The sequence below is a fragment of the Arthrobacter koreensis genome (genome assembly GCF_035792275.1).
GTDB lineage: Bacteria > Actinomycetota > Actinomycetes > Actinomycetales > Micrococcaceae > Arthrobacter_B > Arthrobacter_B koreensis_A.
In genome coordinates, this window is the sequence record NZ_JAMWKK010000016.1 from 25,658 (window position 1) to 50,323 (window position 24,666).

Sequence of the window (24,666 nt, forward strand, 5' to 3'; positions counted from 1 at the left end):
CCCCAGAAGTGGCCCTGCGCGGGATTAACAGGGCAGAATAAGGAACCACGGCAAGAAACGGGCAGGCCGTCGGACAGAGGGGTCGCAGGTTGCTTCGATACCGGGGCAGCACGGATCCGAACTCGCCGAGCTGCCGCAGGTGCCGTGAGCCGACGTACCGAACGATGAGGTAACTGTGACTTCCGGACCTAATGGCCCATTCTCCCGACCGAGCCCCAGCACCACCCGTCGGCGGCGCAGCCCGCTGATTGCCACCCTGATCGTCGTAGCCGTACTGGTGATCGGGTTCGTCTACTTCTCCCAGGTGTACGCTGATGTGCTCTGGTACAACCAGCTTGGCTTCCTTGAGGTCTTCGTCAAGGAAAACCTGACCCGTATCGCCCTGTTCGCAGCGGCGTTCGTGATCATGGCCGTCTGCGTCTACTTCAGCATCCGCGCTGCCTACTCGTCCCGGCCGATCTACGCCCCGGACAGTTCACTCCAGGACAACCTGAACCGCTACCAGGCCCAGCTTGAGCCGGTCCGCAAGCTCCTCATGATCGGCATTCCCGTCGTCGTCGGCGGTTTCGCCGGTACGGCAGCAATGGCCATGTGGGAACAGGCACTGTTGTTCTTCAACCGCAAGGACTTCGGGCAGACAGACCCCGAGTTCAACATGGACTTCAGCTTCTACCTGAACACGCTGCCGTTCGTTGGCTTCATTGTCGGTTTCCTGATCTCCGTCGTCGTGATCAGCGGCATCGCCGGCCTGCTCACCCACTACCTCTATGGCGGTATCCGCCTGGAGGAAAAGGGAGTCTTCGTCAGCCGGCCGGCGCGCATCCACATTGCCGTCATTGCGGCATCCTTCCTGCTGCTGCAGGCCGCCAACTTCTGGCTGGACCGCTACAACACCCTGCTGAGCACCTCCGGAAAGTGGACGGGTGCCCTGTACACCGACGTCAACGCGGTCATTCCCACGAAGTCGATTCTTGCGGTTGCATCCATCATCGTGGCGCTGCTCTTCATTGTGTCCGCCATTATCGGCCGCTGGCGCCTGCCCATCATCGGCACCGCCATGCTGGTCATCACTGCGATTGTGGCCGGCAGCGTTTACCCCTGGATCGTCCAGCGATACCAGGTTGTTCCGTCGGAGCAGACCCTCGAACGCGAGTACGTCCAGCGCAACATCGACCTCACCCGCGAGGCCTATGGGCTCGCGGACACAGAAGTCATGGACTACGACGCGACCGTGGACGCCAACGCCGGTGCCCTCGCGGCAGATGCCGGCACCACCGCGAACATCCGCCTGCTGGACCCGAACGTCGTCTCTGACGCCTTCGGCCAGCTGCAGCAGTTCCGCCAGTACTACCAGTTCCCGGAGACGCTGAACGTTGACCGCTACGACATTGACGGCGACATCCAGGACACCGTCATCGCCGTCCGTGAGCTCAACATCAACGGCGTTCCCGACGGCTGGGTGAACGAGCACATCCTCTACACCCACGGCTACGGCGTGGTCGCTGCCCGCGGCTCCACCGTCCAGGCTGACGGCAAACCCAGCTTCATGGAATCCGGCATTCCCTCCACGGGCGTGCTGGGCGACTACGAGCCGAGGGTCTACTTCGGCGAATCCTCCCCGGACTACTCAGTGGTCGGTGCCCCTGAAGGCGCCGCACCGGTGGAGATCGACCGGCCGCAGACCGGCAACGCCGAGGACGACACCCAGACCACCTTCTCCGGTGACGGCGGACCCAGCGTCGGCAACCTGTTCAACCAGCTGGTCTACGCCATCAAGTTCCAGTCCACCGAACTGCTGCTCTCGGACTTCGTCAACGAAGAGTCCCAGATCCTCTACGACCGCGATCCCCGCGAACGCGTCGAGAAGGTTGCGCCCTACCTGACGGTTGACGGAAACGCCTACCCTGCCGTTGTTGACGGCCGGGTCAAGTGGATTGTGGACGGCTACACCACCAGCCGTTACTTCCCGTACTCCACCCAGCAGGAGCTGGCCTCGGCCACTACTGACTCCCTGACCGGCGGTGCCTCGGCTGCACTGCCGGCCGACCGGGTGAACTACATCCGCAACGCGGTCAAGGCCACGGTGGATGCCTACGACGGTTCTGTCACCCTGTACGCGTGGGATGACGAGGATCCGCTGCTGAAGGCCTGGCAGGACGTCTTCCCGTCCACGCTGAAGCCGTACAGCGACATGTCGGCAGACCTCATGGCTCACGTCCGCTACCCGGAGGACCAGTTCAAGGTCCAGCGCGAGCTTATGGGCCGCTACCACGTCACCGATGCCGAGTCCTTCTACCAGAACGACGACGCCTGGTCTGTTCCTTCCGATCCGACCCGGACGAACTCCGACGTCAAGCAGCCCCCGTACTACCTCTCGCTGCAGATGCCGGGTCAGGACAGCCCGGCATTCTCCCTGACGACGCCGTTCATCCCGTTCGTTGACCAGAGCGGCGAAGCCCGGAACGTCCTGTACGGCTTCCTGGCAGCGGATGCCGACGCCGGGACCGGCAATGACGGCGAGAAGGCCGAATCGTATGGAACGCTGCGTCTGCTCGAGCTCCCGACCGATACGGCGGTGCCCGGCCCCGGCCAGGCACAAAACCGGTTCAACTCGGATCCGACAGTTTCAAACGCCTTGAACCTGCTGCGCCAGGGTGCCTCTGAAGTCATCAACGGCAACCTGCTCAGCCTGCCGGTCGGCGGCGGCATGCTCTACGTGCAGCCCGTCTACGTGCAGTCCTCCGGTGCGTCCTCGTACCCGACACTGCAGCGCGTCCTGGTGAACTTCGGTGAACGCGTCGGATTCGCTCCGACCCTGGACGAAGCACTCGACCAGGTGTTCGGCGGCGACTCGGGAGCCGTGACCGGCGATCAGGAAAACGTCGGCAACACCCCGGACGACGGCACCACGCCGGCGCCTTCGGAAACCACGGCCCAGGCCGACCTGGAGACGGCACTGTCTGACGCCGGTGCCGCCATCCAGGAAGGACAGGAAGCCCTGGCCAACGGTGACTTCGCGGCCTACGGCGCAGCGCAGGACAAGCTGAACGCAGCAATTCAGCGGGCCATCGGGGCCCAGGACCGTTTGGCCGGTGCAGCTGCGGGAGCAGCCGACGGATCAGGCGGCGAGGGCACCGGTTCCGGCGAGGAGAACTCCGGCGAGTAACTGCGTGAGTTGCGGCTCCACCCCGCGGACGGTAGAGTAGATACCGCGCCGCGGGGTGGAGCAGTTCGGTAGCTCGCTGGGCTCATAACCCAGAGGTCGCAAGTTCAAATCTTGCCCCCGCAACCATGTGAAAGACCCCCGCCCGGAAACCCGGGCGGGGGTCTTCTTTTGTGTCTGGACAGTTACGGCCCGGGGCAGCGAACCCGATTACCCGGAAGACACTGCAGCCCGGCGTCCCGTGGGGACGCCGGCCTGCAGCTGAAAGACCTTAGTTCTGTTCGATGGCCGACTGGTTGGCTGCCGAGGCCTTGAGCGCGGCGAGGCGGGCTTCCACCTCGGTCTGCTCACCGAGATCCTCCAAGGACTCGAACTGCGCGTCAAGGCTCGAGGCGGCCAGCTCATTGGCGCCCCGCACACGGGCTTCTTCGCGGCGGATCTTCTCTTCGAAGCGTCCGACCTCCGAGGTGGGATCCATGACGTCGATGCTCTTGATCGCATCGTGCATCTGGTTCTGAGCGGCCGCGTTGCGTGAACGCGCAATGAGTTCGTTCCGCTTGGACTGCAGCTGCTGGAGCTTGTCCTTCATCTGGTTCAGCCCGGTCTTGAGCCGCTCGACGATTTCCTCCTGGGAAGCGATGGTCGGCTCGGCTCCGCGTGCTTCGTTTTCGGAGGCCATCTGGCGCTGGATGGCAACCTTGGCCAGGTTGTCGAACTTCTGCGCATCAGCGGTGTTGCCGCTGGCACGGAATTCGTCGGCCTTCCGGGAAGCAGCCAGCGCCTTGTTGCCCCAGCTGCGGGCATTCTCTAGGTCCTCGTTGTAATCGTCCTGAAGCATGCGCAGGTTGCCGATGGTCTGGGCGACGGCGCTCTCGGCCTCGGCAATGTTGTTGCTGTAGTCGCGGACCATCTGGTCAAGCATCTTCTGCGGGTCTTCAGCCTGGTCCAGAAGCGCGTTGATGTTGGCCTTGGCCAGTTGGGCGATCCGCCCGAATATGGACTGCTTTACCATCTGTCTGCCTTTCGCGTTTGTTCACGTTGTCCGTAATTGTGCTGTTGCCAGCCTGTCAAAATCCCGTTCCGGCAGTAACCCGTCCCGGTAAATCCATGGTGGGCCCGAGGCTAGAAGTTGCCTCCCGACGAGCCAAACCCGCCGCTTCCGCCAAAGCCGCCGCCGCCTCCGAAACCGCCGAAGCCGCCGCCGCCCCAGCCTCCGCCGCCGCCGGAACCGCCGCGCAGGATCGAGTCAATGAGGATGCCGCCGAGGATCGCACCGCCGAGTCCGCTTCCGCCGCCGCGGCCGCCGTACATGCCTCCGCCGCCGCCCCAGCCGCCCATGCCGCCGAACCCGTCGACGTCCTGCTGGGCCATCTGGGAAGCCTGTGCCGCGAGCGCGTTCGCCTGCTGGGCATAGGCCAGGGCACTGACGGGGTCCGAGGACTGCAGCGCGATGGCCTGCTGGAGGTTGCGTTCCGCCTCAGCAAGCCGGGTCCGGGCTTCGCTGCCGACGCCGCCGCGGCGGGCACGGATGTAGTCCGAAGTTCCCGCAATCTGCGCCTGCGCGGACATGATGGTGTGCTGGAGGGCATCGCGGGCACGGCGTTCCTGTTCCTGCCGGTCCCGCAGGCCCTCAAGCGAGGCATCGAGCTGGGCATTGGCTGATTCGAGCCGGCCGAGGAGATCAACCGGGTCGTACTTTCCGCCGCGGGCCGCGGCGACCGCGTCCAGTGCCTGTTCGACGCCGGCGATCGGGCCTGCCAGCGCAGGCTGGGAGCCGCCCTGGGAGAAAGCACGGGCCTGTGCCAGGTCCTGACGGGCGTCAGCGACGGCCCGGTCCAGTTCGGCTGCCGCCGCGTCCAGTCCTGCCCCGGTCCGGTCGATGGCGTCCAGGAGCACGTTCGCCTGGTGCACGCTTTCCTCGGCGGCACGCACGGCCAGGACTGCCGCGGACGTGTCAGAAGCCTGGAGCTTTTCCTGGGCGGTGTCTGCGGCGTTCTCCACGAAGGCCAGCCGTTCACGGGCCTGGTCGATGTTGTCCCGCACCTTCACCAGCGCGGTGTCGCTGTACCGGGTTTCAAGGCCGTCCAGGGCAGCGCGGGCGGAGTCCAGCCGGGCGGAAGCCGCACGGGCGGAGTCCTGGGCCGCGGCCAGGGCGGCGGGTGCGTTGCGCTCAAGCTCACGGAGCGCATCGAAGTCTTCCTTGTGTGCCTGGAGGGAGTCGTTGACTGCCTCGCAGCGGCGGATGATGTCCTTCAGCCAGGTGCGCTGCTGCTCTTCGGTGTCCGGAATCTCGTCGTCCAGCTGCTGCTGCATCTTGAAGGATTCGCCCATGTGCGCCCGTGCCGCGGCAAGATCGTCAGTGAAGGTGGAGACGGCGTCGTCACCGTACTGGGCCGCCGCGAAGGCGAGCTCCTGTTCGCTGGACTTGATGGCGTCGTCGGCGGCAACCAGCAGGCTGCCTGCGCGCTTGCGCAGGTCGGCAACGCTCATGGCGTCCAGCGGATCCTTGGGCGCAGTCTGTTCCCGGCTGGCAACCGCGCGCTGCTTGCCCCGCCGGCTGCGGACCAGGTAGAAGACAGCGAACGCGCCGACCAGCACCACGGCTGCGACAACGAACGCGGGAACCAGGCTGCCCCCGCCGGATGAGACCTTTCCGCTGCCGCCGCCGGCGATGTCCTCGAGGGACTCGGCGGCGTTGACTGCGGCCGCGGTCCAGTCCTCTGACGTGATGTTCTGGTTGCCCAGCAGCGGCTCCGTCGCAGCGTCGATCATGGCGTTGCGGCGTTCTTCGTTAAGGACCGACTGGTCGCCGGTGGCAACTTCGATCTTGCGCTCCTCGGTGGCGATGCTGAGGAGCGCCTCCCGGGAGCCCATGTCCTTGGAGGTCACGACGTCCTGCGCCCACGCCGTGGGATCGCTGGGGTCCGTGAAGCTGTCGACGAACACAACATAGAGCGTGTATCCGGTGCTTTCCTGGACCTGGCTGATGGCCTGCTGCACTTCGGAGGTGCCTGCGCCCAGCGAGTCGTTGGTATCCACCAGGTACTGGCCCGGAGGAATGGTTACCGGAGGATCGGCATGCGCAGCAGACGGCGCGAAGACCGCCAGGGCGCTCAGAGCCAGCACGGCTGCAAACCGCTTCGTCCTCAACCGCATAAAAGAATCCTTAGTCTGTCCGTACGCTGCACTTGGGTCACGGGTTCGTGGCTGCCGGGCGGATATGGCTCTGATTCTATGGGCGGCCCGACTGCCAGTCCACCACGAAACCGTATCCCATGAGTCTGTGCGTTTCCCCGGATGATCCGCCGTTGACTAGGGCAGACGAGCGGGAGAATCGCACAGGGAAGGCGAACACGCCATTCGGGAAATTCCCAGCGGACATTCAGAAAGCTCGCGCCTCGGACACAGACTCCCCTGCCATAGTGGATAGGTCGATACTTGTGGGTACAGCGAATTTTCGAAAGGACGGCCCATATGAGTGAGCACTTCGGGGGCACTGAAGGCCCGCAGCGGCCGTTGCCTCCCCGCCCTCCGGTCCCGCCGACGTCTTCCGCTCCGGACGGGGAGACCCCCGACCAGGCTGCGGACGCCACCACCCGCCTGCCGGCCGGCGGTGCGCATCCCGCGCCTGACGCCCGGGAACCCCGGAGCGCACCGCAGCAGGACCAGCGGGCTGAGCCAGCCGTAGACGCCGGGGAACAGGCTTCTGCCGGTGCTTACAACACCTCCGGCTACAACAGCGGCACCGCCGGTCCTGCTCCGCAGACTCCGCCGGCCGGGTCCTACGCCTCCGGGCAGCCCGGCCAGCCGCATTCCGCACCGTACGGCGGAGGCTACGGCGGCAATTACGGCAGCCCGGGTCCCCAGCAGCCCGCGGCCGGAGGACGCCGCCGCTACGGAACGGGAACGATCGTCACCGCAATGCTGATCGCAGGACTCCTGGGCGGCGGAGTGGCCGTCGCAGCAGACGCAGTCCTGGACAACGGCTCGGCCACCGCTGGAACCACGGGCCAGTCAAACACCGTGGTCGTAAACAACACGGACAGCGTCAATGCCATCACCGCCGCGGCTGTGAAGGCATCGCCGAGCGTCGTGACTATTGAAGTCTCCGGCTCCGGTTCCTCCGGCAGCGGATCCGGCATCATCCTGGACGACCAGGGCCACATCCTGACCAACACCCATGTGGTGACGCTGGGCGGCACCGTCGCAGACCCGAGCATTGAGGTGCAGACGGAGGACGGCAGGGTGCTCCAGGCTACGGTGGTCGGCACCGATCCGCTTTCAGACCTGGCGGTTATCAAGGTGGACTCCGATAACCTGACGCCGGCAACCCTGGGTGATTCCGGGAACCTGAACGTCGGTGACTCCGTCCTGGCCATCGGTGCTCCGCTTGGCCTGTCGGGCACCGTGACGGACGGGATTGTTTCAACCCTGAACCGCACCATCAGCGTCCAGTCCTCCGCAGCGCCGGAATCCGACTCGGATTCCGCCCCGGAGGATGACGGGTTCGGCTTCCGGTTCGCCCCGCCGGACGGTTCTTCGCAGAACCAGAGCTCGGCGGCGAACTCGATCTACCTGAACGTGATCCAGACCGACGCTGCGATCAACCACGGCAATTCCGGCGGTGCACTGGTGAACACCGACGGCGAGGTCATCGGAGTCAACGTGGCCATCGCCTCCGCGTCCTCCACCAGCAGCGGCGAGGACAGCGGCAGCATCGGCGTCGGGTTCGCAGTGCCCGCAAGCTATGCGCAGCGTGTTGCCGACGAGATTATCGAGAACGGCTCGGCTACCCACGGGTTCCTTGGCGTCTCGGTCACTCCCGCCACCGGTTCCGGTTCGTCCTCGTCCTTCACGATCGGTGCGCAGGTGGCGGACAACCCCGCCAGCGGCACGCCGGCAGCCCGTGCCGGGCTGCAGAAGGGGGACATCGTCACCTCGGTGGACGGGATACCGATCACCGACGCGCAGTCCCTCACCGCAGCCATCCGCATGCAGGCCGCGGGCAGCAAGGTCAAGATCGACTACGTGCGGGACGGGCAGAGCGAGGAGACCGAGGCGACGCTTGGCAACTCCGCAGACCAGTAACTGCACAGCAGTCTCCCGGCTCCACCCCGCCTGCCTGCCGGCCGGCGGGGTGGAGCTTTTTGCTCATCGGAGACCCGCCCGGACGGTAAAACCCTCCCGGTACGTTCGGGCCCGGGGGCGGCGTGTGATTAGCTTTAAACTGTCGCCGCCGACGGGCGGGGGATGCCGGAACAGAAACCGGCGGAATCTTCCTACAGGAAAGGCCGGAATGCAGGAGTCAGCCAACAGGCCGCTGAACATTGTTGTTTTGGTGAAGCACGTCCCGGACACCCAGTTTGACCGCCGCCTCGACGGACCGGACCACACCCTGGACCGCTCCGAGAGCATCCTCTCCGAACTTGACGAGTACGCCCTCGAGGCCGCCCTCCAGCTTGCGGAGGAACGCGGGGGAGAGAAGGGCGGCAACACCGTCACCGCCGTCACCATGGGCCCCTCAGCGGCATTGAACGCCGTCAAGAAGTCACTCCAGATCGGTGCCTACAAGGGCGTGCACCTTTCCGACGACGCGCTGCACGGCTCCGACGCCGCGGCCACTTCGCTGGCGCTGGCCGCAGTCGTCCGGCATCTCGAGTCCACGTCTGGTCCGGTAGACCTCGTGATCACGGGCATGGCGTCGACCGACGGCGAAACCTCCCTGGTCCCGGCCCAGCTCGCGGAACGCCTCGGCTTCGCACAGCTGACGTTCGCCTCCGAACTTGGCACTGCGGCAGGTGACACCGGTGTGGTGCTGCGCGCCCGGCGCGACGGCGACTCGTACTCAGAGGTCATCGACGCCCCGCTGCCGGCCGTCGTCTCGGTCACGGACCAGGCAAACGAACCGCGCTACCCGAATTTCCGCGGCATCATGGCTGCCAAGAAGAAGCCGGTCTCCGTGCTTACCCTGCAGGACGTGGGGCTGGAGCCGGCCCAGGTTGGCAAGGAAGGTTCCTGGACGTCCGTGGCCGCTTCCGCGCCCCGGCCCGCCCGCGGGGCCGGCACGGTCATTACCGACGACGGCGACGCCGGCATCAAGCTGGTGGATTACCTCGCCTCCCAGAAACTCATCTAGCACGTCCCTTACGGCGCTGCCGCGCCCGCACACCTAGGAGAGCGCCCCATGGGCTCCGTACTGGTTTTTATTGACGTTCCTTCCCTTCCCCTTCCCCGCGCAGCCCGTGAGCTGCTGGCCATTGCCGGCATGCTCGGCACCCCGGAGGTGGCCGCGCCCCGCCCGGTCCCGGCCGACGCCGCAGCCGAACTTGGGGCCTGCGGCGTGGCCCGCATCTACGAACCCGACCGGGAACTGCCGGACGTCCTGGTTGCCGCCAAGGCTGCCTTCCTGGCCGAAGCAGTGCGCACCGCCAACCCCGTCGCCGTCCTGCTGGGGAACTCCTTCGAGGACCGTGAGGTAGCAGCCCGCGCCGGGATCAAGCTTGGCTCCGGGGTCATCACCGACGCCGTCGCAGTGGCTCCGGACCTGTCCGTGACCAAGTCCGTGCTCGCCGGTTCCTATACCTCAACCTGCCGGGTCCAGACCGGAATCCCCATCATCACCGTCAAGGCCAACTCCGTGGAGCCGGCGGAACCCGGCACCGGGGCAACACCGGAGCGCAGCCAGGTCAGCGTGCCGGAGATTGGGCCGGCCGCCACCGTCGCTGAGCGCTCGGAAAAGCGCGTCAGCGGTCGTCCGGAGCTTTCCGAAGCACGGGTCATCGTGGCCGGCGGCCGTGGCGTTGACGGAGACTTCAGCCCGGTCGAAGAGCTCGCCGATCTCCTCGGCGGCGCCGTTGGAGCGTCCCGTGCAGCCACCGACGCCGGCTGGATCGAGCATTCGGCGCAGGTGGGACAGACCGGCAAGACCGTGTCCCCGCAGCTGTACATCTCCGCAGGCATTTCCGGTGCCATCCAGCAGAAGGCCGGAATGCAGACCGCCAAGGTGATCGTGGCCGTGAACAAGGATCCGGACGCACCCGTCTTCGAAATCGCAGACTTTGGCATTGTGGGCGACCTTGCGTCAGTGCTTCCCCAGGCGTCAGAGGAAATCCGGAAGCGGCGCGCGTGAACGGCTTCCCCGATTCAGCGCCCGGACGCGTCCTGGCGTTCGCGGCGCACCCTGACGACATCGACTTCGGTGCTGCCGGAACCCTTGCCGCATGGGCCGCGCAGGGGACTGAGATCTCCTACTGCATTCTGACTTCAGGGGATGCCGGCGGATTCGAAGCCGGCGGCCGGGAAGACATCATTGCCCGCCGCAACGCCGAGCAGCGCGAGGCAGCGGACATTGTGGGCGCCGGTGAGATTCATTTCCTGGGGGAGCGGGACGGGTTCCTGTCCGTGAACCACGAGGTGGTGGGCAAGGCGGTGGCGCTGATTCGCCGGGTGCGACCCGACGTCGTGCTTTCAATGCATCCGGAACGCAACTGGTCCCGGATCCAGGCCAGCCACCCGGACCATCTGGCGTGTGGGGAAATCGTCACCCGGGCGGTCTACCCGGCGGTGGAGAATCCCTTCGCCTATCCCGAGCTCGAAGAAGCCGGGCTGCACGCGTACAAGGTTCCGTGGCTGGTGTTCTACGGCGCGCCCAGGGAACGCGAAAACCACGCAGTGGACATTACTGAAGAGGTTCAGACCAAGCTGGAAGCCATCAGGGTGCATGCCAGCCAGCACCCTGACCTGGCCGGCATGGAGTCCGCGGTGCGTTCCTTCCTGCAGGAGAACGCACGCCGGCACGGGCTCCCGGAGGGTACCAGCGCGGAGGTCTTCCACGTGGTAGGAGTCAACACTCCGGCCACCATCGCCGGGTTCTAGGGTTTTACTGCCGTCACGATCAGGGTGTCTGCCTTGAGGGTGTATTCTTCGCCCAGTTCAGCCAGGAAGGCAGCACGGACGCGGTCTGCGGCAGCGGCATCGGAAGGCAGCAGCAGGCGCAGCGGACTGCCCATCACCAGGGACCAGGCCAGGTCCTGGCTGAGCAGCACCGGAACGGCTGTGTGCACGGCGTTGACGTCGCTGAAACCCAGTTCCTGCAGCCAGTCCGTGGCCTTCTGCGGGGTGTTGATGCGCAGCATGTTGTCCCGGGATGACTCGCTGGTGGCCGGCAGTTCCACGCCTTCGGCCGCGCAGTGCCGGAACAGGGTGGTTGAAAACTCGGTCAGTGCACCCTCGGCCCACGTGCTGAACGCAAACCGGCCGCCGCTGCGCAGCAGCGAGGCCAGGTGGCGGACGCCCGAGTCCATATCCGGGAGGAAGAAGACGGCGTAACCGCACAGCACGACGTCGTACTCGGTGCCCGGATGGAAGCCCAGCACATCCGACTGGGTGAAGACGACGTTCTCCAGTGACAGTGTCTTGGCTTTGGCCGCCGCCACCTCCAGCAGTTCCGCAGAGAGGTCCACCGCATCAACAACGGCTCCCGGCCCGGCGCTCTGGGCCGCCGGCACGGTGATGGAACCGCCGCCGCAGCACGCGTCCAGCACATTTTCGTCCAGCTTGACGTCCGCAGCGGCTACCAAGGCGTTGCCCATGGGATTCCACAGCGAGGGCGCCATGCGTTCAAAATCGCCGGCGCCGGAGTCGAAAATCTCGGCAAGGGGCTGCTGCTCGGGCATGGTCTGTCCTTCGGCTTAGAGCTGGGCACCTGCGAAGCCGTGCTGGCGCCAGGCTTCGTAGACGGCGATGGAAGCGGAATTCGCAAGGTTCAGCGACCGCAGGGACGGCAGCATGGGCAGCCGCAGGCGTGCCGTGACCCGGGGATCATGTTTGACTTCCTCCGGCAGGCCAACGGATTCGGGTCCGAAGAGCAGGACGTCGCCGGGCTGGTAAGCCACATCGGTGTACGAGGTCTCTCCGTCGGAGGTGAAGGCGTAGACGCGCTCCGGCTGCAGTGCCTCAAAAGCGGCTTCGAGGTTCGGATGCACGTGCATGACGGCGAGGTCATGGTAGTCCAGACCGGCGCGGCGCAGTTTGGAGTCTTCAAAATCGAAGCCCAGGGGCTCCACCAGGTGCAGTTCAGCGCCGGTGATCGCGGCAAGCCGGATCGCGTTGCCCGTGTTGCCCGGGATTTCAGGGGTATAGAAGAGGATGCGGAACACGTCTTTATCCTATGCCCGCGCCGCTGCTGCTGTGTCTACTGCTGCGCCGCGTCGAGCAGGGCACCGAGCACGGGCAGCAGGACAGTGTTCGGCTGCGGGCCGGTGCTGAAGAAGCGGCGGAGGTCCCGGGCCAGTGTTCCAGGATTCACGACGTCGACCGGGGCTGATTCAGGCAGGTTAGGCGGGGAGTCGATAATCGGCTCGAACGGGTTCTGGTTCGGGCTGTGCAGGACCAGCCAGCCCGAGACCCGGACGTCCGGGAACCTTTCCTGGAGGGTGTGGACGGCGTCGGCCAGGCGGAGCGAACCCACGGCCCGCCCTCGGTGGCGCAGCTGCATGCCGTCCCAGTACCAGGCTCCCGGAGAGGCCATGATCGAATCGATGACGGCCATCCGGTACCCGCCGAGCAGCACGTGCCCAATCTCCAGGTTCCCGCCGCGCGGGCCGGAGTCCGGGATGCGCAGGCTGTTGACGAGCCTGCCCGCCGGGTAATCCGGGAGCAGGGAATTGGCCAGCAGTCCGATCGTGAGGTTTTCAGCGTCGAAACGCGAGCCTGCTGAGGACCCCATGCGCTTGAAGAGTCCGGGCCGTTCCGGTTCTCCATTGACCTGGCGCCCGATCATGGCCAGCGGAATCGCCGGCGGCCGCTGGGGAGTGAAGTCCGGCTCGAAAACCGGGGGCTTGCCGAAGTCCGGATTGGGAACAGGTTTGCCCGGGGCTGAAGCAGCAGACCCGGCGGACCCTGACGTCCCGGCCGGGCGGGCGGGGGAGGCCCCGGAAACCGGGCCGGCGGTGCCGGAACGGCCCAGCCTGCGGTCGTAGGCGCTGCGCTGCTCGGGGTCGGAGAGGACCTGGTAGGCCTCGGAGATCAAATGGAAGTGTTCGCTGCTGCCCCCGTGGTCGGGGTGGGTCCGGCGTGCAGCACGCCGGTAGGCGGACTTGATTTCGTCAACAGTGGCCGACGGCGTGAGCCCCAGAACCTCATAAAGCGATTGGGCTGGGGGAGTCACTGCTGGTCCTTTCGGTAGCACCACGGCGCCGGCGGGCGCGGCACGGAGGAACACTTGCGCCTGCACTAACCGGCACAGGCACCGGTATAACGCTGCAAGGCCCGGATTAGTTCACCGGCCGGGCCCTGTTCGCTCCCGGTGGAGCCCCAATTCTAGCGGCTGGAATCCGCGCCCCGGTGCGCCGGTACGGGGCTGGCTGCGTGCCCGGAGTGCCGCCCCATCACATTGCCGGGCCGGGAGCGGACTGCAGCCGGGGAGCCGGGCGCTAGAATTGTCTGGTGCCCGTGTACCTCGACCACGCGGCGACCACGCCGATTTCGGCTTCGGCCCTCGCCGCACTCACCACTGAACTGAGCCGCAGCGGCAATCCCTCTTCGCTGCACGGCTCCGGCCGACGCGCCCGGATGGTGGTGGAAGACTCCCGCGAGGCCCTGGCCGCCGCGCTTGGCTGCCACCCGTCCGAGGTCATCTTCACCTCCGGAGGAACCGAGGCGGACAACCTGGCGGTCAAGGGACTGTACTGGTCCCGGCGCGACGCTGATCCGCGCCGCACCCGCATCCTGTGCTCACCGATTGAGCACCACGCTGTGCTGGACACCGTTGAGTGGCTCCAGAAGCACGAAGGAGCCGAAGTCTCATGGCTTCCGGTGGATTCCGACGGCGTCGTCAGCCTTGACACGGTGCGCAGCGAGCTGGAAGAACACGGTGCGGAGACGGCCCTGGTCACCCTCATGTGGGCGAACAACGAGGTGGGCACCCTCCAGGACATTCCGGCGCTGGTCGAACTGGCACACTCCTACGGCGTTCCGGTTCATTCCGACGCAGTGCAGGCCTTCGGCGCCGTGCCTGTCAGCTTCCGTGAATCCGGGCTGGACACCATGGCTGTCAGCGGGCACAAGATCGGCGGTCCGGTGGGGGTCGGAGCCCTGGTGGTGGGACGCGCCGTCAAGCTCACGCCGGTCCTGCACGGCGGCGGACAGGAGCGGGACATCCGCTCCGGCACCCTGGACAAGCCCGGCATCGCGGCGTTTGCCGCAGCAGCACGCGAAGCCACCGAAAACCTCGCCGAAGAAAGTGCGCGCCTGCGCACCCTGCGCAACTACCTGATCGCCGCCGTCGAACGCACCGTTCCGGACGCCGTGCTGCGCGGACCCCGCGACGACGAGGAAGGCACCCGGAGGCTTCCCGGCAACGCGCACTTCACCTTCCCCGGCTGCGAGGGGGACTCCCTGCTTTTCCTCCTGGACCTTGCGGGGGTAGAGTCGTCCACCGGCTCCGCCTGCACCGCCGGGGTGCCGCGCCCGTCCCATGTGCTGCTCGCCATGGGGCTGAGCGAAACGGAGGCACGGGGCGCCCAGCGGTTCAGCCTGGGGCATACATCCACCGCCGAAGACGTTGATGCACTAATAGATGCCCTGCCCGAAGCATACGAACGGGCGAAAAAAGCCGGCATGGCGGGCAGTGAAAGCAGCATACGAACAGCAGGAACGGGTTTTAGCTAATGAAGGTTTTGGCAGCAATGAGCGGCGGAGTCGACTCCGCCGTAGCCGCAGCACGGGCAGTGGAGGCAGGACACGACGTCGTCGGGGTCCACCTGGCGCTGTCCCGCATGCCGGGCACCCTGCGCACCGGCAGCCGCGGCTGCTGCACCATCGAGGATTCCCGCGACGCCTGGCGGGCGTGCGACATCCTGGGCATCCCGTACTACGTCTGGGACTTCTCGGAGCGGTTCAAGGAAGACGTGGTTGACGACTTTGTCGCCGAGTACGCCGCCGGCCGCACGCCGAACCCCTGCATGCGCTGCAACGAGCGGATCAAGTTCGCCGCGCTGCTGGAGAAGGCACTGGCCCTGGGCTTCGACGCAGTCTGCACCGGCCACTACGCGAAGGTGATTACCGACGCCGACGGCAACCCGGAACTGCACCGTGCCGCGGACTGGGCAAAGGACCAGTCCTACGTGCTCGGTGTGCTGACGCACGAACAGCTCCAGCACGCGATGTTCCCGCTGGCAGATACCCTGTCCAAGGCCGAGGTGCGGGCCGAGGCCGAGCGCCGCGGCCTCTCGGTCGCGAACAAGCCGGACAGCCACGACATCTGCTTCATTCCCGACGGCGATACCCGCGGATGGCTCGAAGAACGCATCGAGATGACCGAGGGCGAGATTGTGGACCCCACCGGTGAGACGCTCGGCACGCACCCGGGCGCCAACGCCTTTACGGTCGGCCAGCGCAAGGGCCTAAAGCTCGGCCGGCCCGCAGCGGACGGCAAGCCGCGCTTTGTGCTGGAGATCCGGCCGAAGGAAAACAAGGTCATCGTGGGACCTGAAAAGCTGCTTGAAATCGACCAGATGCGCGGGATCAAGGTCTCCTGGGCAGGGCTGCCCATCCGTGAGGTGGCCACGGGCCAAACCTTCGAGTGCACCGCCCAGGTCCGCGCGCACGGAGACCCCGTCCCGGCCACCGCGTGGATGGAGACCGGGGAAGAAGGCCGCACCGAACTGGTCGTCCGGCTCAAGGACCCCATGCGCGGTGTCGCCCCCGGACAGACCGTGGTGATCTACCAGGGCACCCGTGTGCTGGGGCAGGCCACTATCGACTCCGCGCGTTCCCTGCAGTGGGATCCGGCAGCCGTCTCCTAGCGCTGCGGCCGTAACCTGCACCGAAGCGGACTCGGCAGGACCCTAAACTGGAGTCATGAGTACTGCACCAGCTGACGATTTCGACCCCACAGCCAGTTCCCTTGCCGGGAAGGTGGCCGACGAGGTCATGGCCGAACTGCTCGCCATGCGCAGCAGCATCGACAACATCGACGCGACGCTGGTCTATCTCCTGGCAGAGCGCTTCAAGGCGACCCAGCGCGTAGGGCACCTGAAGGCTGAACACCACCTGCCGCCGGCGGATCCGGGCCGTGAAGTCGCCCAGATCGCCCGGCTGCGGCGCCTGGCCGAAGACGCCAACCTTGATCCGGCCTTTGCTGAAAAGTTCCTGAACTTCATCATCAGCGAAGTCATCCGGCACCACCAGGCCATTTCCGAGACCCGCAACGGCGGTAGCAATGCAGAAGGAGCCTGAGCAGCCTGCTGCGCCCAGGCCGGCCGGCGTGACTGCAACGGCCCCGGGCACCTGGCCGGGGACGGACCCGCTGGAAGCTGCGAAAACCATCCGCGGCGAACTGGGCGATCCCCACCTGCCCTTCCTGGTTGAACTGCCCCTGCGCGGCGTCGGCGCCGATGCCGTGGGCCGGACCGCAGCCCTGCTGGTGGACCTGCCGGTAGACCTGCAGCCGCACGGCTGGCGCCTCGTGGACCGACCCGGCATCGACCAGCGGCGGGCGGTCTCCCTGCTTTCCCGGGACATCAATACGCTCGCTGACGTCATCGGAGAAGAGGAAGCTCCGGGTTCCGGACTCAAGATTTCCCTTCAGGGACCGCTGTCCCTTGCCGCCGGGCTGTACCTGCACAACGGTGAACGTGCCCTGGCCGACGCCGGCGCCCGCCGGGAACTGACCGAGTCACTGGCCGCCGGCGCGGCAGAATATGTTTCCCGGGTGAAGGCCGTTGCCCGCGGGGCCGCGCTCACCGTGCAGGTCGATGAACCTCTCCTGGACCGGATCCTGGACGGCCGTATCCCCACTGCCAGCGGGTACCGGACCCTTCGCTCGGTCCCGCCGCAGGAAGCATCCCTCGCCTGGAACCTGCTGCGGGAATCGATGCTTGCCGCAGGGGCTGCCGCCGTCGTCCTGAACCTGCCCTCAGCCCGCCACCGCCAGTCCGGGTCCGGTCTGGACCTTGCGCTGGGCGCAGGAGCCGACGGCGTGGCGCTGCCCCTGGGCGTGCTGGGCAACGGCGACTGGGAAGGCATCGCTGAGGCAGTTGAAGCCGGAAAACAGGTATGGCTCGGCGCACTGCCGCTGCCCGCGGCAGGGGAGTCTCCACGGCAGGTCACGGCGCTGGTGCAGGACATCACTGCGCCGTGGATGCGGATTGGGCTTCCCCTGCGGGAGCTGCCGGCGCTGGGGATTCTGCCCGCCGGTGATCTCGCTGACCTCACTCCCTCCAGTGCACGGCGGGTGCTCGAACGCCTGACCCAGACAGCTTCTGCGCTGGACCAGCTGGCTGCCGAGAGCTGAAAGGCACCCCGGCGCCTAGAGCCGGCGCTCCCATTTCTCCGGTTCGGCATCCGGCGGCAGCACGCCGTCGAACGTCCGGTATTCGTAGGTGAAGCTGCCGTCGTAGACGAAAACGGTTCCCAGCTGCCGCTGGCGGACGATGGTCCGGATCCGGTAGCGCCCGGATTCTTCATCCCACCACTGCTCGGCGTGGGCATCGGCTCCGGCCAGCACCGGAACCGGGATGCGCAGCCGGCCCAGGAACAGCCGGGTGTGCGGGGAGTGCATGTGCAGCCTTCCGTCCGTGGAGACGGAAAGGTCCAGATCCGTGGCCAGGTTGCGCCTCCGTCCCACATAATCGGTGAGCCCGGTGGGGGAGGTGAGCGAGGTGGTGTCCTCGAAGATCCGCTCGCCCCGGTCGAACTTGAACATGCGCACCGCGGTCAGCGACGACCGGCCAAACGGATCAAGGTGGGCGTAGTTGCTGATTGTGAACGGGACCCCGCGCCCGAAGTCGGGGAAGAAGGCATTGGAAACCGGCAGCACCGGGAGCAGCGGACGCAGCGCCGGACGGGGACAACCGGCGACGTCGAAAACTCCGGTGCCGTGACCGTACCGGCCCTCACCGGGCTGCATCGAGAAATACTCCTGGAGCTGCGGCTGCAGGCGGCCGAACGCGGCGCCCAGCGCCCGCTCGTAGACGGACCCATCACTCATTCATTCAGCCTACGCCGCCTGCGGACGGGAGCAGCGGCCGGAGCCGCTAGAGCCGGCCTGAAGCCTTGAGCCGGATGTACATGTCCGCCAGTTTCGGCGGCAGTTCATACGGCAGCTCATCGACTACTTCGGCGCCCATCGACTTGAGCTGGGCAGTCACCGCTGCCCGGTCCAGCAGGGCGCGTTCGGCTGCTGCGGCGCGGAAGACAGCCGACGCGGATGAGCGGTCTGCCCGCAGCTCATCCAGGGCAGGATCACGCACCGAAGCCACGACCACCACGTGCTTGGCCAGCAGCGCCGGAAGAACCGGAAGCAGGCCCTCTTCCACCGCCCCTGCGTCCAGCGAAGTTATCAGCACCACCAGCGACCGCCGCGAGGACACGGAGGCGACGACGCCGGGAAGCAGGGAAAAGTCCGCCTCGATGAGTTCCGCGTCCAGCGGCGCCATGGCTCCGGCAAGCCTGCTGAGCAGGTTCGCTTTCGCTGCTGAATCCACCCGGGCACGGATGCGGCGGTCAAACGCCGCAAAATCCACCCGGTCTCCGCCGCCCTGGGCGAGCATTCCCAGCAGCAGTGCTGCCTCGATTCCGGTGTCCAGCCGCGGTTCATCGAGGATCCGCGCCGCGGCGGTCCGTGATGTGTCCAGCAGCAGGATGACCCGCCGGTCGCGTTCCGGCCGCCAGGTCCGCACCACGGTGTCGCGGCGCCGCGCCGTCGCCCGCCAGTCGATGGAACGGACGTCGTCACCGCGGACGTAGTCGCGGAGGGAATCGAACTCGGTGCCTGCACCGCGCAGCTGAACCGAGGCGTTGCCGTCGAGTTCGCGCAGGCGGCGCAGCTTCGCCGGAAGGTGGCGCTTGGACCTGAACGGGGGCAGTACCCGCAGGGTGCCCGGATAGGTGATGGTGCGCTGCCTGGCTGCCAGGCCCAGGGGACCGAAGGAACGGATGGTCACCGAAGCGGTGTGCAGGTCGCCGCGGCGCTCGGGCCGCAGTACACCCGCGGCCCGGCGTGCCTCGGCGGGCGGGACCGTGACGTGCCGCTCGGATCGGATCTGCCCGGCCGATGGCTGCCAGGCGTCCCGGAGGACGGCGTGCAGGGTCCGCCCGGAATCGTTGCGGACCACCAGTGCTGCCGGTACGTCTTCATCCAGCCGGGCGCTCTCGGGCAGCTCGCGTTCCACCCGGATCTTCTGCGGCGGCACAGCCAGTGCAAGGTCCAGGGCAGCGGCGGCAGCCACCACGCCCAGCCAGGCCAGGATGGTGCCCGTGCCCGGAAAGAGCACCACGGCGGCAGCGCCCAATGCTGCCAGGGTGACCAGTCGGCGGGAAATTGCCATCAGCTAGCGGGGGACCGGAACGGTGGCGAGGATGCTGCCGAGCACATCGTCCACGCTGACACCGTCCATTTGGGCTTCGGGGCGCAGGGCTACCCGGTGGCGCAAAGCGGGCAGCGTCAGTGCCTTCACGTCGTCGGGAGTGATGAACCTCCGGCCGGACAGCCATGCCCAGGCCCGTGCAGTGTTGAGCAGGGCCGTGGCACCGCGCGGAGATACGCCAAGCTGGAACGACGGCGCGGAGCGGGTAGCCCGCACCAGGTCCACGATGTAGCCCAGCACCTCCGGCGAGGCATCCACCCGGGCGACTGCCTCGCGGGCTGCCAGGAGGTCCGCTTCGCCGGCTACGGGACGTACCCCGGCAGCGGTAAGGTCACGCGGATCAAACCCGCTGCCATGCCTGCGGATCACCTCAATCTCGTCCTCCCGGGAGGGCAGGTCGAGCGTCATCTTCAGGAGGAAGCGGTCCAGCTGTGCCTCTGGCAGGGGATACGTGCCTTCGTATTCCACCGGGTTCTGTGTGGCGGCCACCAGGAACGGGTCCGGCAGCTGCCGGGAGACGCCGTCCACGGTGACCTGGCGTTCTTCCATGGCTTCCAGCAGCGATGCCTGCGTCTTCGGGGGAGTCCGGTTGATTTCATCCGCCAGCATGATGTTCGTGAAGACCGGTCCCTCCCGGAAACTGAACTCGGAGGTTCGCCCGTCGTAGATCAGGGAACCGGTCACGTCGCCGGGCATAAGGTCCGGCGTGAACTGGACGCGCTTGGTGTCCAGGGACAGGGCTGCGGCAAGGGTGCGGACCAGCAGCGTTTTGGCCACGCCGGGAACTCCTTCGAGGAGAACGTGCCCGCGTGCCAGCAGTGCGATGATCAGGCCCGTGACGGCCGCATCCTGCCCTACCACTGCCTTGGCTACTTCCTGGCGGACGCTGTGCAGCGCGCGCCGCGCGCTCTCCCCGGCATCGGCGGCATTGGTCTGGACGCTGCCGGCCTGGCCGGACACCGACGGGTAGTGCTGGGTCATGATTCGGTTATCTCTTCCTCTAGGTACAGCAGCTCGTGTGACCAGGCCACCAGATCGCTGTCGTTTGCAGGTACGTGCCGGTTGAGCAGTGTGTCCACATCAGCGGCGGAGCGCCCGGTGCTGCGTGCTGCTGCCTGGACTACGTCGGCGGCGGTGCTTCCGGGACCAAGCCGCAGCCGGGAGGCCAAACGGACCATCGTGCCGGCCCGGAGGCTGGCGGCTGCGCGGTCCAGTGCCTTGCTGTCCTGATAGAGCCGGGCGCGGCCGTCTGCGGTCTCGGCGGCCCGCACCACAACCGGCATTGGTTCCAGGGCCAGCGGGCCGAGCCGGCGGCCGCGCCAAAACGCTGCGAGGGCTGCAACCACCAGGGTCCAGACGAGCAGGGGGTTGACCCAGTCCGGCAGCAGGCTGAACGGGTTCACCGGCGCGTCGCCGGCCGGAATGTCCGCCGGAACCGGCAGATACCAGACCAGGGTGTCCGTGCTGCCAAGAGCCCACAGCGCCAGGGCAGCATTTCCGTTCTCGGCAATGCTGTCGTTCGCGAGCAGGCCGGTGAATCCCAGCACCGCGGCCGAACCGTCTTCGGACGCCGCGAACAACCCTGCCGGCGGTTCGCTGCTCCCGGTCACCGTGAAACAGGTCAGGGGCCCGCGGTACGCCAGGCCGCCTGCGGTCACCGACTCAGCGGCCTCCGCCGCGGGGCTGGAGCAGCCGGCACCGCTGACGGTCCCGGCTTCGATGGATTCCTGCGGAACAAGCCCGGCCTGGGAAACATCGGGGGCCAGGGCCCGCAGCTGCGCGAAGGTTGGTTCAACGAGGATCCGCTGTCCGGCCGCTTGATCCAGTTCGCTGAGCTGAGAACCCGAAAGGTATTCGTTGGGGTCGAAGAACAGCAGGGAAGCATCACCCGCTCCAAGCAGGTCCAAGGCGCTTCCGTAGTCTTCTGCCTGGACTACGTCCACACCCTGTTCCTGAAGGACCCGGACCACGGCCTGGGCTCCTTCCGGAGCGGCGTTGGACGCGGACAGTGCAGTGCGGTCGGCACCGGACGAAGTGAGCAGGCTCAGCACCACCCCGCCAATGAGGACGAGGGAGAGAATGATCCACAGCCGCCAGGCACGAAGCCTGCCCGGAATCGCCGATCCCGGGGCGGCGGAGGATGCCTCGGGCCGGTGGTCCCGGACCTGGCTTTCCCCCGGGGGAGCCTGGGCGCTCATTTCGGCACCGCCAGGGTCTCCGGTACGGGCATCCCTGCCGCGGCCGGCTGGGAACGCAGCAGCTGCGCATCCAGCTCCGCGGCACGCCGCGCATCCGGTTCCGCGGCGCGGCTGCCGCCGTAACGGATTTCGTCAAAGCACCGGCTGAGCCAGAGAATTTCTGCGGCAGCGCCGGGGAACACAGCGGACAGGGAGGACCCCGCCTCGCGGGCGGTGCGGCCCGGGCGCGGGTCGAGGATGACCCGTTCTTCAGCCGAGCGCAGGATCGCCCGGAGCCGTTCGGTCAGGGCTGTGTCCCAGTCCCCGGACCGTGCCGCTTCCTCCGCGAGTGCCCGGTGCGAGGCAGCGTCCTGGTCCGCGCCCGTCTCGTCGAACAGCCCGGCGGGTTTTTTCCGGGCGTTCAGGCGCGGCCGGACTACCAGAACGGCAAGCGCCAGAAGCACCAGGGCACCGAGCGCCAGGAGCAGGATCCCCGTGGGGGCGCCCACGCCCTGGATCCCGGAAAGCAGTTCGTCCAGGAATTCGAGAATCTTCGCAACCGCGCGTTCGAGCAGGCCGGGCTGCGCGTCCTGGTACTCGGCTTTTGAAAGCTCATCCTCCAGCCAGTTGCGGGCCTGGTCGGCGTCGGGCTCGACCGGCACCGCCGGGGCCTGCCGGTAAAATCCTGCTGTCCTCATGCAGCCCTAGGCAGAGCCGGGGTAAGGGCCCTGCGGCCACTGGCCCGAGCCGGCAGGAGGCATGTTCCGGCCCGGAACGAACTCCGGTCCGGAAGCCGCCGCGATTTCCTGGTCCTTCATGAGGGCCACGTCGAAGCCTTCACGGCGCATCCGCAGGTCTATATAGAGCAGTGAGGTGACGGCGGCCTGGAAGGCATAGCCGATGGCACCGAAGAAGGCGGACACCGCCGTCGTCAGGATCAGGACCGGGAGCACGGCGGAGAGGTCGTCCGCGGCGGCTTCCTGTGTGCCGAAGGAGGCGAAGAGCGTGATCAGCATTGTGATGGGAGTGCTGATCACCGAAACGATGATCGAGACAATCACGCTGGTGAGCAGCAGGATCCCGAAAGTGCGCCACCAGTTCCCCCTGGTGAGGTTCCAGGAACGTGCAATCGCGGCAAAGACTCCGCGGGGTTCGGCAACCAGGGCAGCCGGAGCAAGGGCAAGCTTCACGGAGAGCCATGCGAAGACAGCAACGACGGCCAGTACCCCAACCACGGTCAGGAACACTCCGAACGGACCCAGGAACTCAATGACAAGTACAAGGAAGAAGATAAAGGCCACGATTCCGACGGCGGCTGCGGCGAAGAGCAGCAGGCCCAGTCCGGCGAGGCGAAGGGCCGATCCCTTGGCCAGGCGCCAGGTCTGGCCGAAACCGGTCTTGAGGTTAAGGATGGCGCGGGCAACGGGGATGACCAGCAGGCCCTGCATCATCAGGATTCCGATGGCAGAGACGATCGTCAGTGCGGTTCCACCGGTGATCGCAGTGGTGCCCAGGGAGATTGCCTGTTCATCGGTCAGCTCCGACTCCAGGCCAATGTCGCTGATCGGGGCCAGCAGGGACTGCCCAAAGATGACTGTAAGGACAGAGATCACGGCCTGGATGAGTACCGCGATGCCGAACGTTGCGGCAGGGTTGCGCCGGCAGGCCTGGAAAGCGCCGTCCATGATTTCGCCCAGGCCAAGCGGACGCAGCGGGATCACTCCCGGCTTAGGCGGGGCGGTGTACTGGCCGGGGGGATAGGGCCCCTGCGCATAGCCGGGTGCACCGTATGGGCTGCTGTTCCACCCGGGCTGTCCATAGGGCGCCTGGGACGGGTCGGGCTGCTGTCCCCACTGAGGCTGCTGGCCCCATTGCTGCTGCTGTCCCCACTGAGGCTGCTGGCCCCACTGAGGCTGCTGGGCCCAGGGTGCCTGCGGCGGCGGTGAGGGCTCTGAACCCGATCCGGGGCGGCCTGCGCCGCCGGATTCTGGTTCGTTGTGATTGTCCTGACTCATCGTTGCGCCCCGCCCCTAGGTCCTCAGTCTCATTTGTCCTAGTCCGACTATAGTTTCTGGACGCCGTGACCGGGACCCGGCGGGCCGGAGCAAAAATATGACGTTAGGGATGATAGGGATAACATGGGCTACTCCGGCATGCCTCGTTCCAGATGCGACTGCCGCATGTCCGGTGAGAGCGCACATCCATGGCGTGGGTGCCGAACAGCCCAGGACGTCGAATGCCCTGGCGGGCGGGAAGTAACGGGGAACAGGAAAGCATGAAGGCACGGATACTGGTCGTAGACGACGACGAAGCGCTGGCCGAAATGATCGGCATTGTGCTCCGCAACGACGGGTTCGACCCCGTTTTCTGTGCCGACGGCGCACAGGCGCTGGAAGTCTTCCGAAGCTCCAAGCCGGACCTCGTCCTGCTGGACCTGATGCTTCCCGGAATGGACGGCATCGAAGTGTGCCGGCAGATCCGTGCTGAGTCCGACCTGCCCATCGTGATGCTGACCGCCAAATCCGACACCGCCGACGTCGTCCGCGGTCTCGAATCCGGTGCCGATGACTACGTTCCCAAACCGTTCAAGCCGGCCGAACTGGTGGCGCGCGTCCGTGCCCGCCTGCGTCCCGTCGACTCGAAGGCGCCGGAGACCCTTTCCATCGGGGAGATCTCCATTGACGTCGCCGGGCACTCCGTATCCCGCGGGGCTGAACGAATTGCCCTCACCCCCCTTGAATTCGATCTCCTGGTAGCACTTGCCCGAAAGCCCTGGCAGGTCTTCACCCGGGAAATGCTGCTCGAACAGGTTTGGGGCTACCGTCACGCAGCGGACACGCGCCTGGTGAACGTGCACGTCCAGCGGCTGCGCTCCAAGATCGAGCGGGACCCTGAAGCACCCGAAATTGTCCTGACGGTCCGCGGTGTCGGTTACAAAGCCGGCCAAAACTAGTTC

Annotated in this window: 21 protein-coding genes and 1 tRNA gene; 11 read left to right on the top strand and 11 right to left on the bottom strand. The window is 66.7% G+C overall.

The genetic code is table 11. From position 1 onward, the window contains the following. Window positions 1-175: 175 nt before the first annotated feature. Window positions 176-3,166 (top strand): UPF0182 family protein, encoded by a 2,991-nt coding sequence (locus NGB94_RS14775; RefSeq protein WP_418910660.1) that lies wholly within the window; start codon window positions 176-178, stop codon window positions 3,164-3,166. Between the two features lie 49 nt (window positions 3,167-3,215). Then, window positions 3,216-3,292, top strand: a tRNA-Met gene (locus NGB94_RS14780). 142 nt (window positions 3,293-3,434) lie between these two features. On the opposite strand, the gene NGB94_RS14785 is transcribed toward NGB94_RS14780, so the two are convergent. Then, a complete protein-coding gene (locus NGB94_RS14785; protein WP_325791449.1) occupies window positions 3,435-4,175 on the bottom strand; it encodes a PspA/IM30 family protein in 741 nt (246 codons plus the stop codon). 110 nt (window positions 4,176-4,285) lie between these two features. Continuing rightward, window positions 4,286-6,319, bottom strand: a complete 2,034-nt coding sequence (locus NGB94_RS14790) for a TPM domain-containing protein (protein WP_325791450.1) — start codon at window positions 6,317-6,319, stop codon at window positions 4,286-4,288. A gap of 318 nt (window positions 6,320-6,637) precedes the next feature. On the opposite strand from NGB94_RS14790, the gene NGB94_RS14795 reads away from it, so the two are divergent. The 4 genes from NGB94_RS14795 (at window position 6,638) to NGB94_RS14810 (ending at window position 11,038) form a co-directional block, all read left to right on the top strand. Next, window positions 6,638-8,251 carry a S1C family serine protease gene (locus NGB94_RS14795; RefSeq protein WP_325791451.1) on the top strand — a complete coding sequence of 538 codons (1,614 nt, stop codon included), beginning with the start codon at window positions 6,638-6,640 and terminating at the stop codon, window positions 8,249-8,251. A gap of 208 nt (window positions 8,252-8,459) precedes the next feature. Further along, entirely contained in the window at window positions 8,460-9,299 is an 840-nt protein-coding gene (locus NGB94_RS14800; RefSeq protein WP_325791452.1) for an electron transfer flavoprotein subunit beta/FixA family protein, read from the top strand. Window positions 9,300-9,347: 48 nt separating this feature from the next. Then, window positions 9,348-10,292 (top strand): electron transfer flavoprotein subunit alpha/FixB family protein, encoded by a 945-nt coding sequence (locus tag NGB94_RS14805; RefSeq protein ID WP_325791453.1) that lies wholly within the window; start codon window positions 9,348-9,350, stop codon window positions 10,290-10,292. Then, the gene (locus tag NGB94_RS14810) at window positions 10,289-11,038 is read left to right on the top strand and encodes a PIG-L deacetylase family protein (protein WP_325791454.1); all 750 of its coding nucleotides are present in this window, start codon (window positions 10,289-10,291) and stop codon (window positions 11,036-11,038) included. Before NGB94_RS14805 ends, NGB94_RS14810 begins: the two co-directional genes overlap by 4 nt. Here NGB94_RS14810 and NGB94_RS14815 read toward each other — a convergent pair. The 3 genes from NGB94_RS14815 to NGB94_RS14825 are packed head-to-tail and all read right to left on the bottom strand — an operon-like array spanning window position 11,035 to window position 13,331. After that, on the bottom strand, window positions 11,035-11,838 hold the full coding sequence (locus NGB94_RS14815; protein WP_325791455.1) for a class I SAM-dependent methyltransferase: 804 nt from the start codon (window positions 11,836-11,838) through the stop codon (window positions 11,035-11,037). The genes NGB94_RS14810 and NGB94_RS14815 overlap by 4 nt on opposite strands. 15 nt (window positions 11,839-11,853) lie before the next feature. Beyond that, complete coding sequence (locus tag NGB94_RS14820; RefSeq protein ID WP_325791456.1) at window positions 11,854-12,321, bottom strand: tRNA (cytidine(34)-2'-O)-methyltransferase; 468 nt, start codon at window positions 12,319-12,321, stop codon at window positions 11,854-11,856. Window positions 12,322-12,356: 35 nt separating this feature from the next. Beyond that, on the bottom strand, window positions 12,357-13,331 hold the full coding sequence (locus NGB94_RS14825; protein ID WP_325791457.1) for a J domain-containing protein: 975 nt from the start codon (window positions 13,329-13,331) through the stop codon (window positions 12,357-12,359). A gap of 278 nt (window positions 13,332-13,609) precedes the next feature. On the opposite strand from NGB94_RS14825, the gene NGB94_RS14830 reads away from it, so the two are divergent. Genes NGB94_RS14830 through NGB94_RS14845 form a run of 4 tightly spaced genes read left to right on the top strand, consistent with a single transcriptional unit; the run spans window position 13,610 to window position 17,459 of the window. Further along, window positions 13,610-14,833: a cysteine desulfurase family protein gene (locus NGB94_RS14830; protein WP_325791458.1), complete on the top strand. Its 1,224-nt coding sequence runs from the start codon at window positions 13,610-13,612 to the stop codon at window positions 14,831-14,833. After that, window positions 14,833-15,969: a tRNA 2-thiouridine(34) synthase MnmA gene (gene mnmA / locus NGB94_RS14835; protein ID WP_325791459.1), complete on the top strand. Its 1,137-nt coding sequence runs from the start codon at window positions 14,833-14,835 to the stop codon at window positions 15,967-15,969. Before NGB94_RS14830 ends, mnmA begins: the two co-directional genes overlap by 1 nt. A 55-nt stretch (window positions 15,970-16,024) precedes the next feature. Then, the gene (locus NGB94_RS14840) at window positions 16,025-16,402 is read left to right on the top strand and encodes a chorismate mutase (RefSeq protein ID WP_325791460.1); all 378 of its coding nucleotides are present in this window, start codon (window positions 16,025-16,027) and stop codon (window positions 16,400-16,402) included. Between the two features lie 28 nt (window positions 16,403-16,430). Continuing rightward, complete coding sequence (locus tag NGB94_RS14845) at window positions 16,431-17,459, top strand: hypothetical protein (protein WP_325791461.1); 1,029 nt, start codon at window positions 16,431-16,433, stop codon at window positions 17,457-17,459. A 15-nt stretch (window positions 17,460-17,474) separates the two neighbouring features. Here NGB94_RS14845 and NGB94_RS14850 read toward each other — a convergent pair whose 3' ends face one another. From NGB94_RS14850 to NGB94_RS14875, 6 genes are read right to left on the bottom strand one after another with little or no spacing between them, the layout of a single operon-like run. After that, window positions 17,475-18,155 carry a DUF4166 domain-containing protein gene (locus NGB94_RS14850; protein WP_325791462.1) on the bottom strand — a complete coding sequence of 227 codons (681 nt, stop codon included), beginning with the start codon at window positions 18,153-18,155 and terminating at the stop codon, window positions 17,475-17,477. 46 nt (window positions 18,156-18,201) lie between these two features. Next, window positions 18,202-19,494: a DUF58 domain-containing protein gene (locus NGB94_RS14855; RefSeq protein WP_325791463.1), complete on the bottom strand. Its 1,293-nt coding sequence runs from the start codon at window positions 19,492-19,494 to the stop codon at window positions 18,202-18,204. A 3-nt stretch (window positions 19,495-19,497) separates the two neighbouring features. Next, window positions 19,498-20,514 carry a MoxR family ATPase gene (locus tag NGB94_RS14860; protein WP_325791464.1) on the bottom strand — a complete coding sequence of 339 codons (1,017 nt, stop codon included), beginning with the start codon at window positions 20,512-20,514 and terminating at the stop codon, window positions 19,498-19,500. After that, a complete protein-coding gene (locus NGB94_RS14865) occupies window positions 20,511-21,731 on the bottom strand; it encodes a DUF4350 domain-containing protein (RefSeq protein WP_325791465.1) in 1,221 nt (406 codons plus the stop codon). Before NGB94_RS14865 ends, NGB94_RS14860 begins: the two co-directional genes overlap by 4 nt. Then, window positions 21,728-22,408, bottom strand: coding sequence for a DUF4129 domain-containing protein (locus NGB94_RS14870; protein ID WP_325791466.1), 681 nt, complete (start codon window positions 22,406-22,408; stop codon window positions 21,728-21,730). Before NGB94_RS14870 ends, NGB94_RS14865 begins: the two co-directional genes overlap by 4 nt. 6 nt (window positions 22,409-22,414) lie before the next feature. After that, the gene (locus tag NGB94_RS14875; RefSeq protein ID WP_325791467.1) at window positions 22,415-23,725 is read right to left on the bottom strand and encodes a glycerophosphoryl diester phosphodiesterase membrane domain-containing protein; all 1,311 of its coding nucleotides are present in this window, start codon (window positions 23,723-23,725) and stop codon (window positions 22,415-22,417) included. 260 nt (window positions 23,726-23,985) lie between these two features. Between NGB94_RS14875 and mtrA the strand changes: the two genes are divergently transcribed. Next, window positions 23,986-24,663, top strand: coding sequence for an MtrAB system response regulator MtrA (gene mtrA, locus NGB94_RS14880; protein WP_055239539.1), 678 nt, complete (start codon window positions 23,986-23,988; stop codon window positions 24,661-24,663). Window positions 24,664-24,666 lie beyond the last annotated feature (3 nt).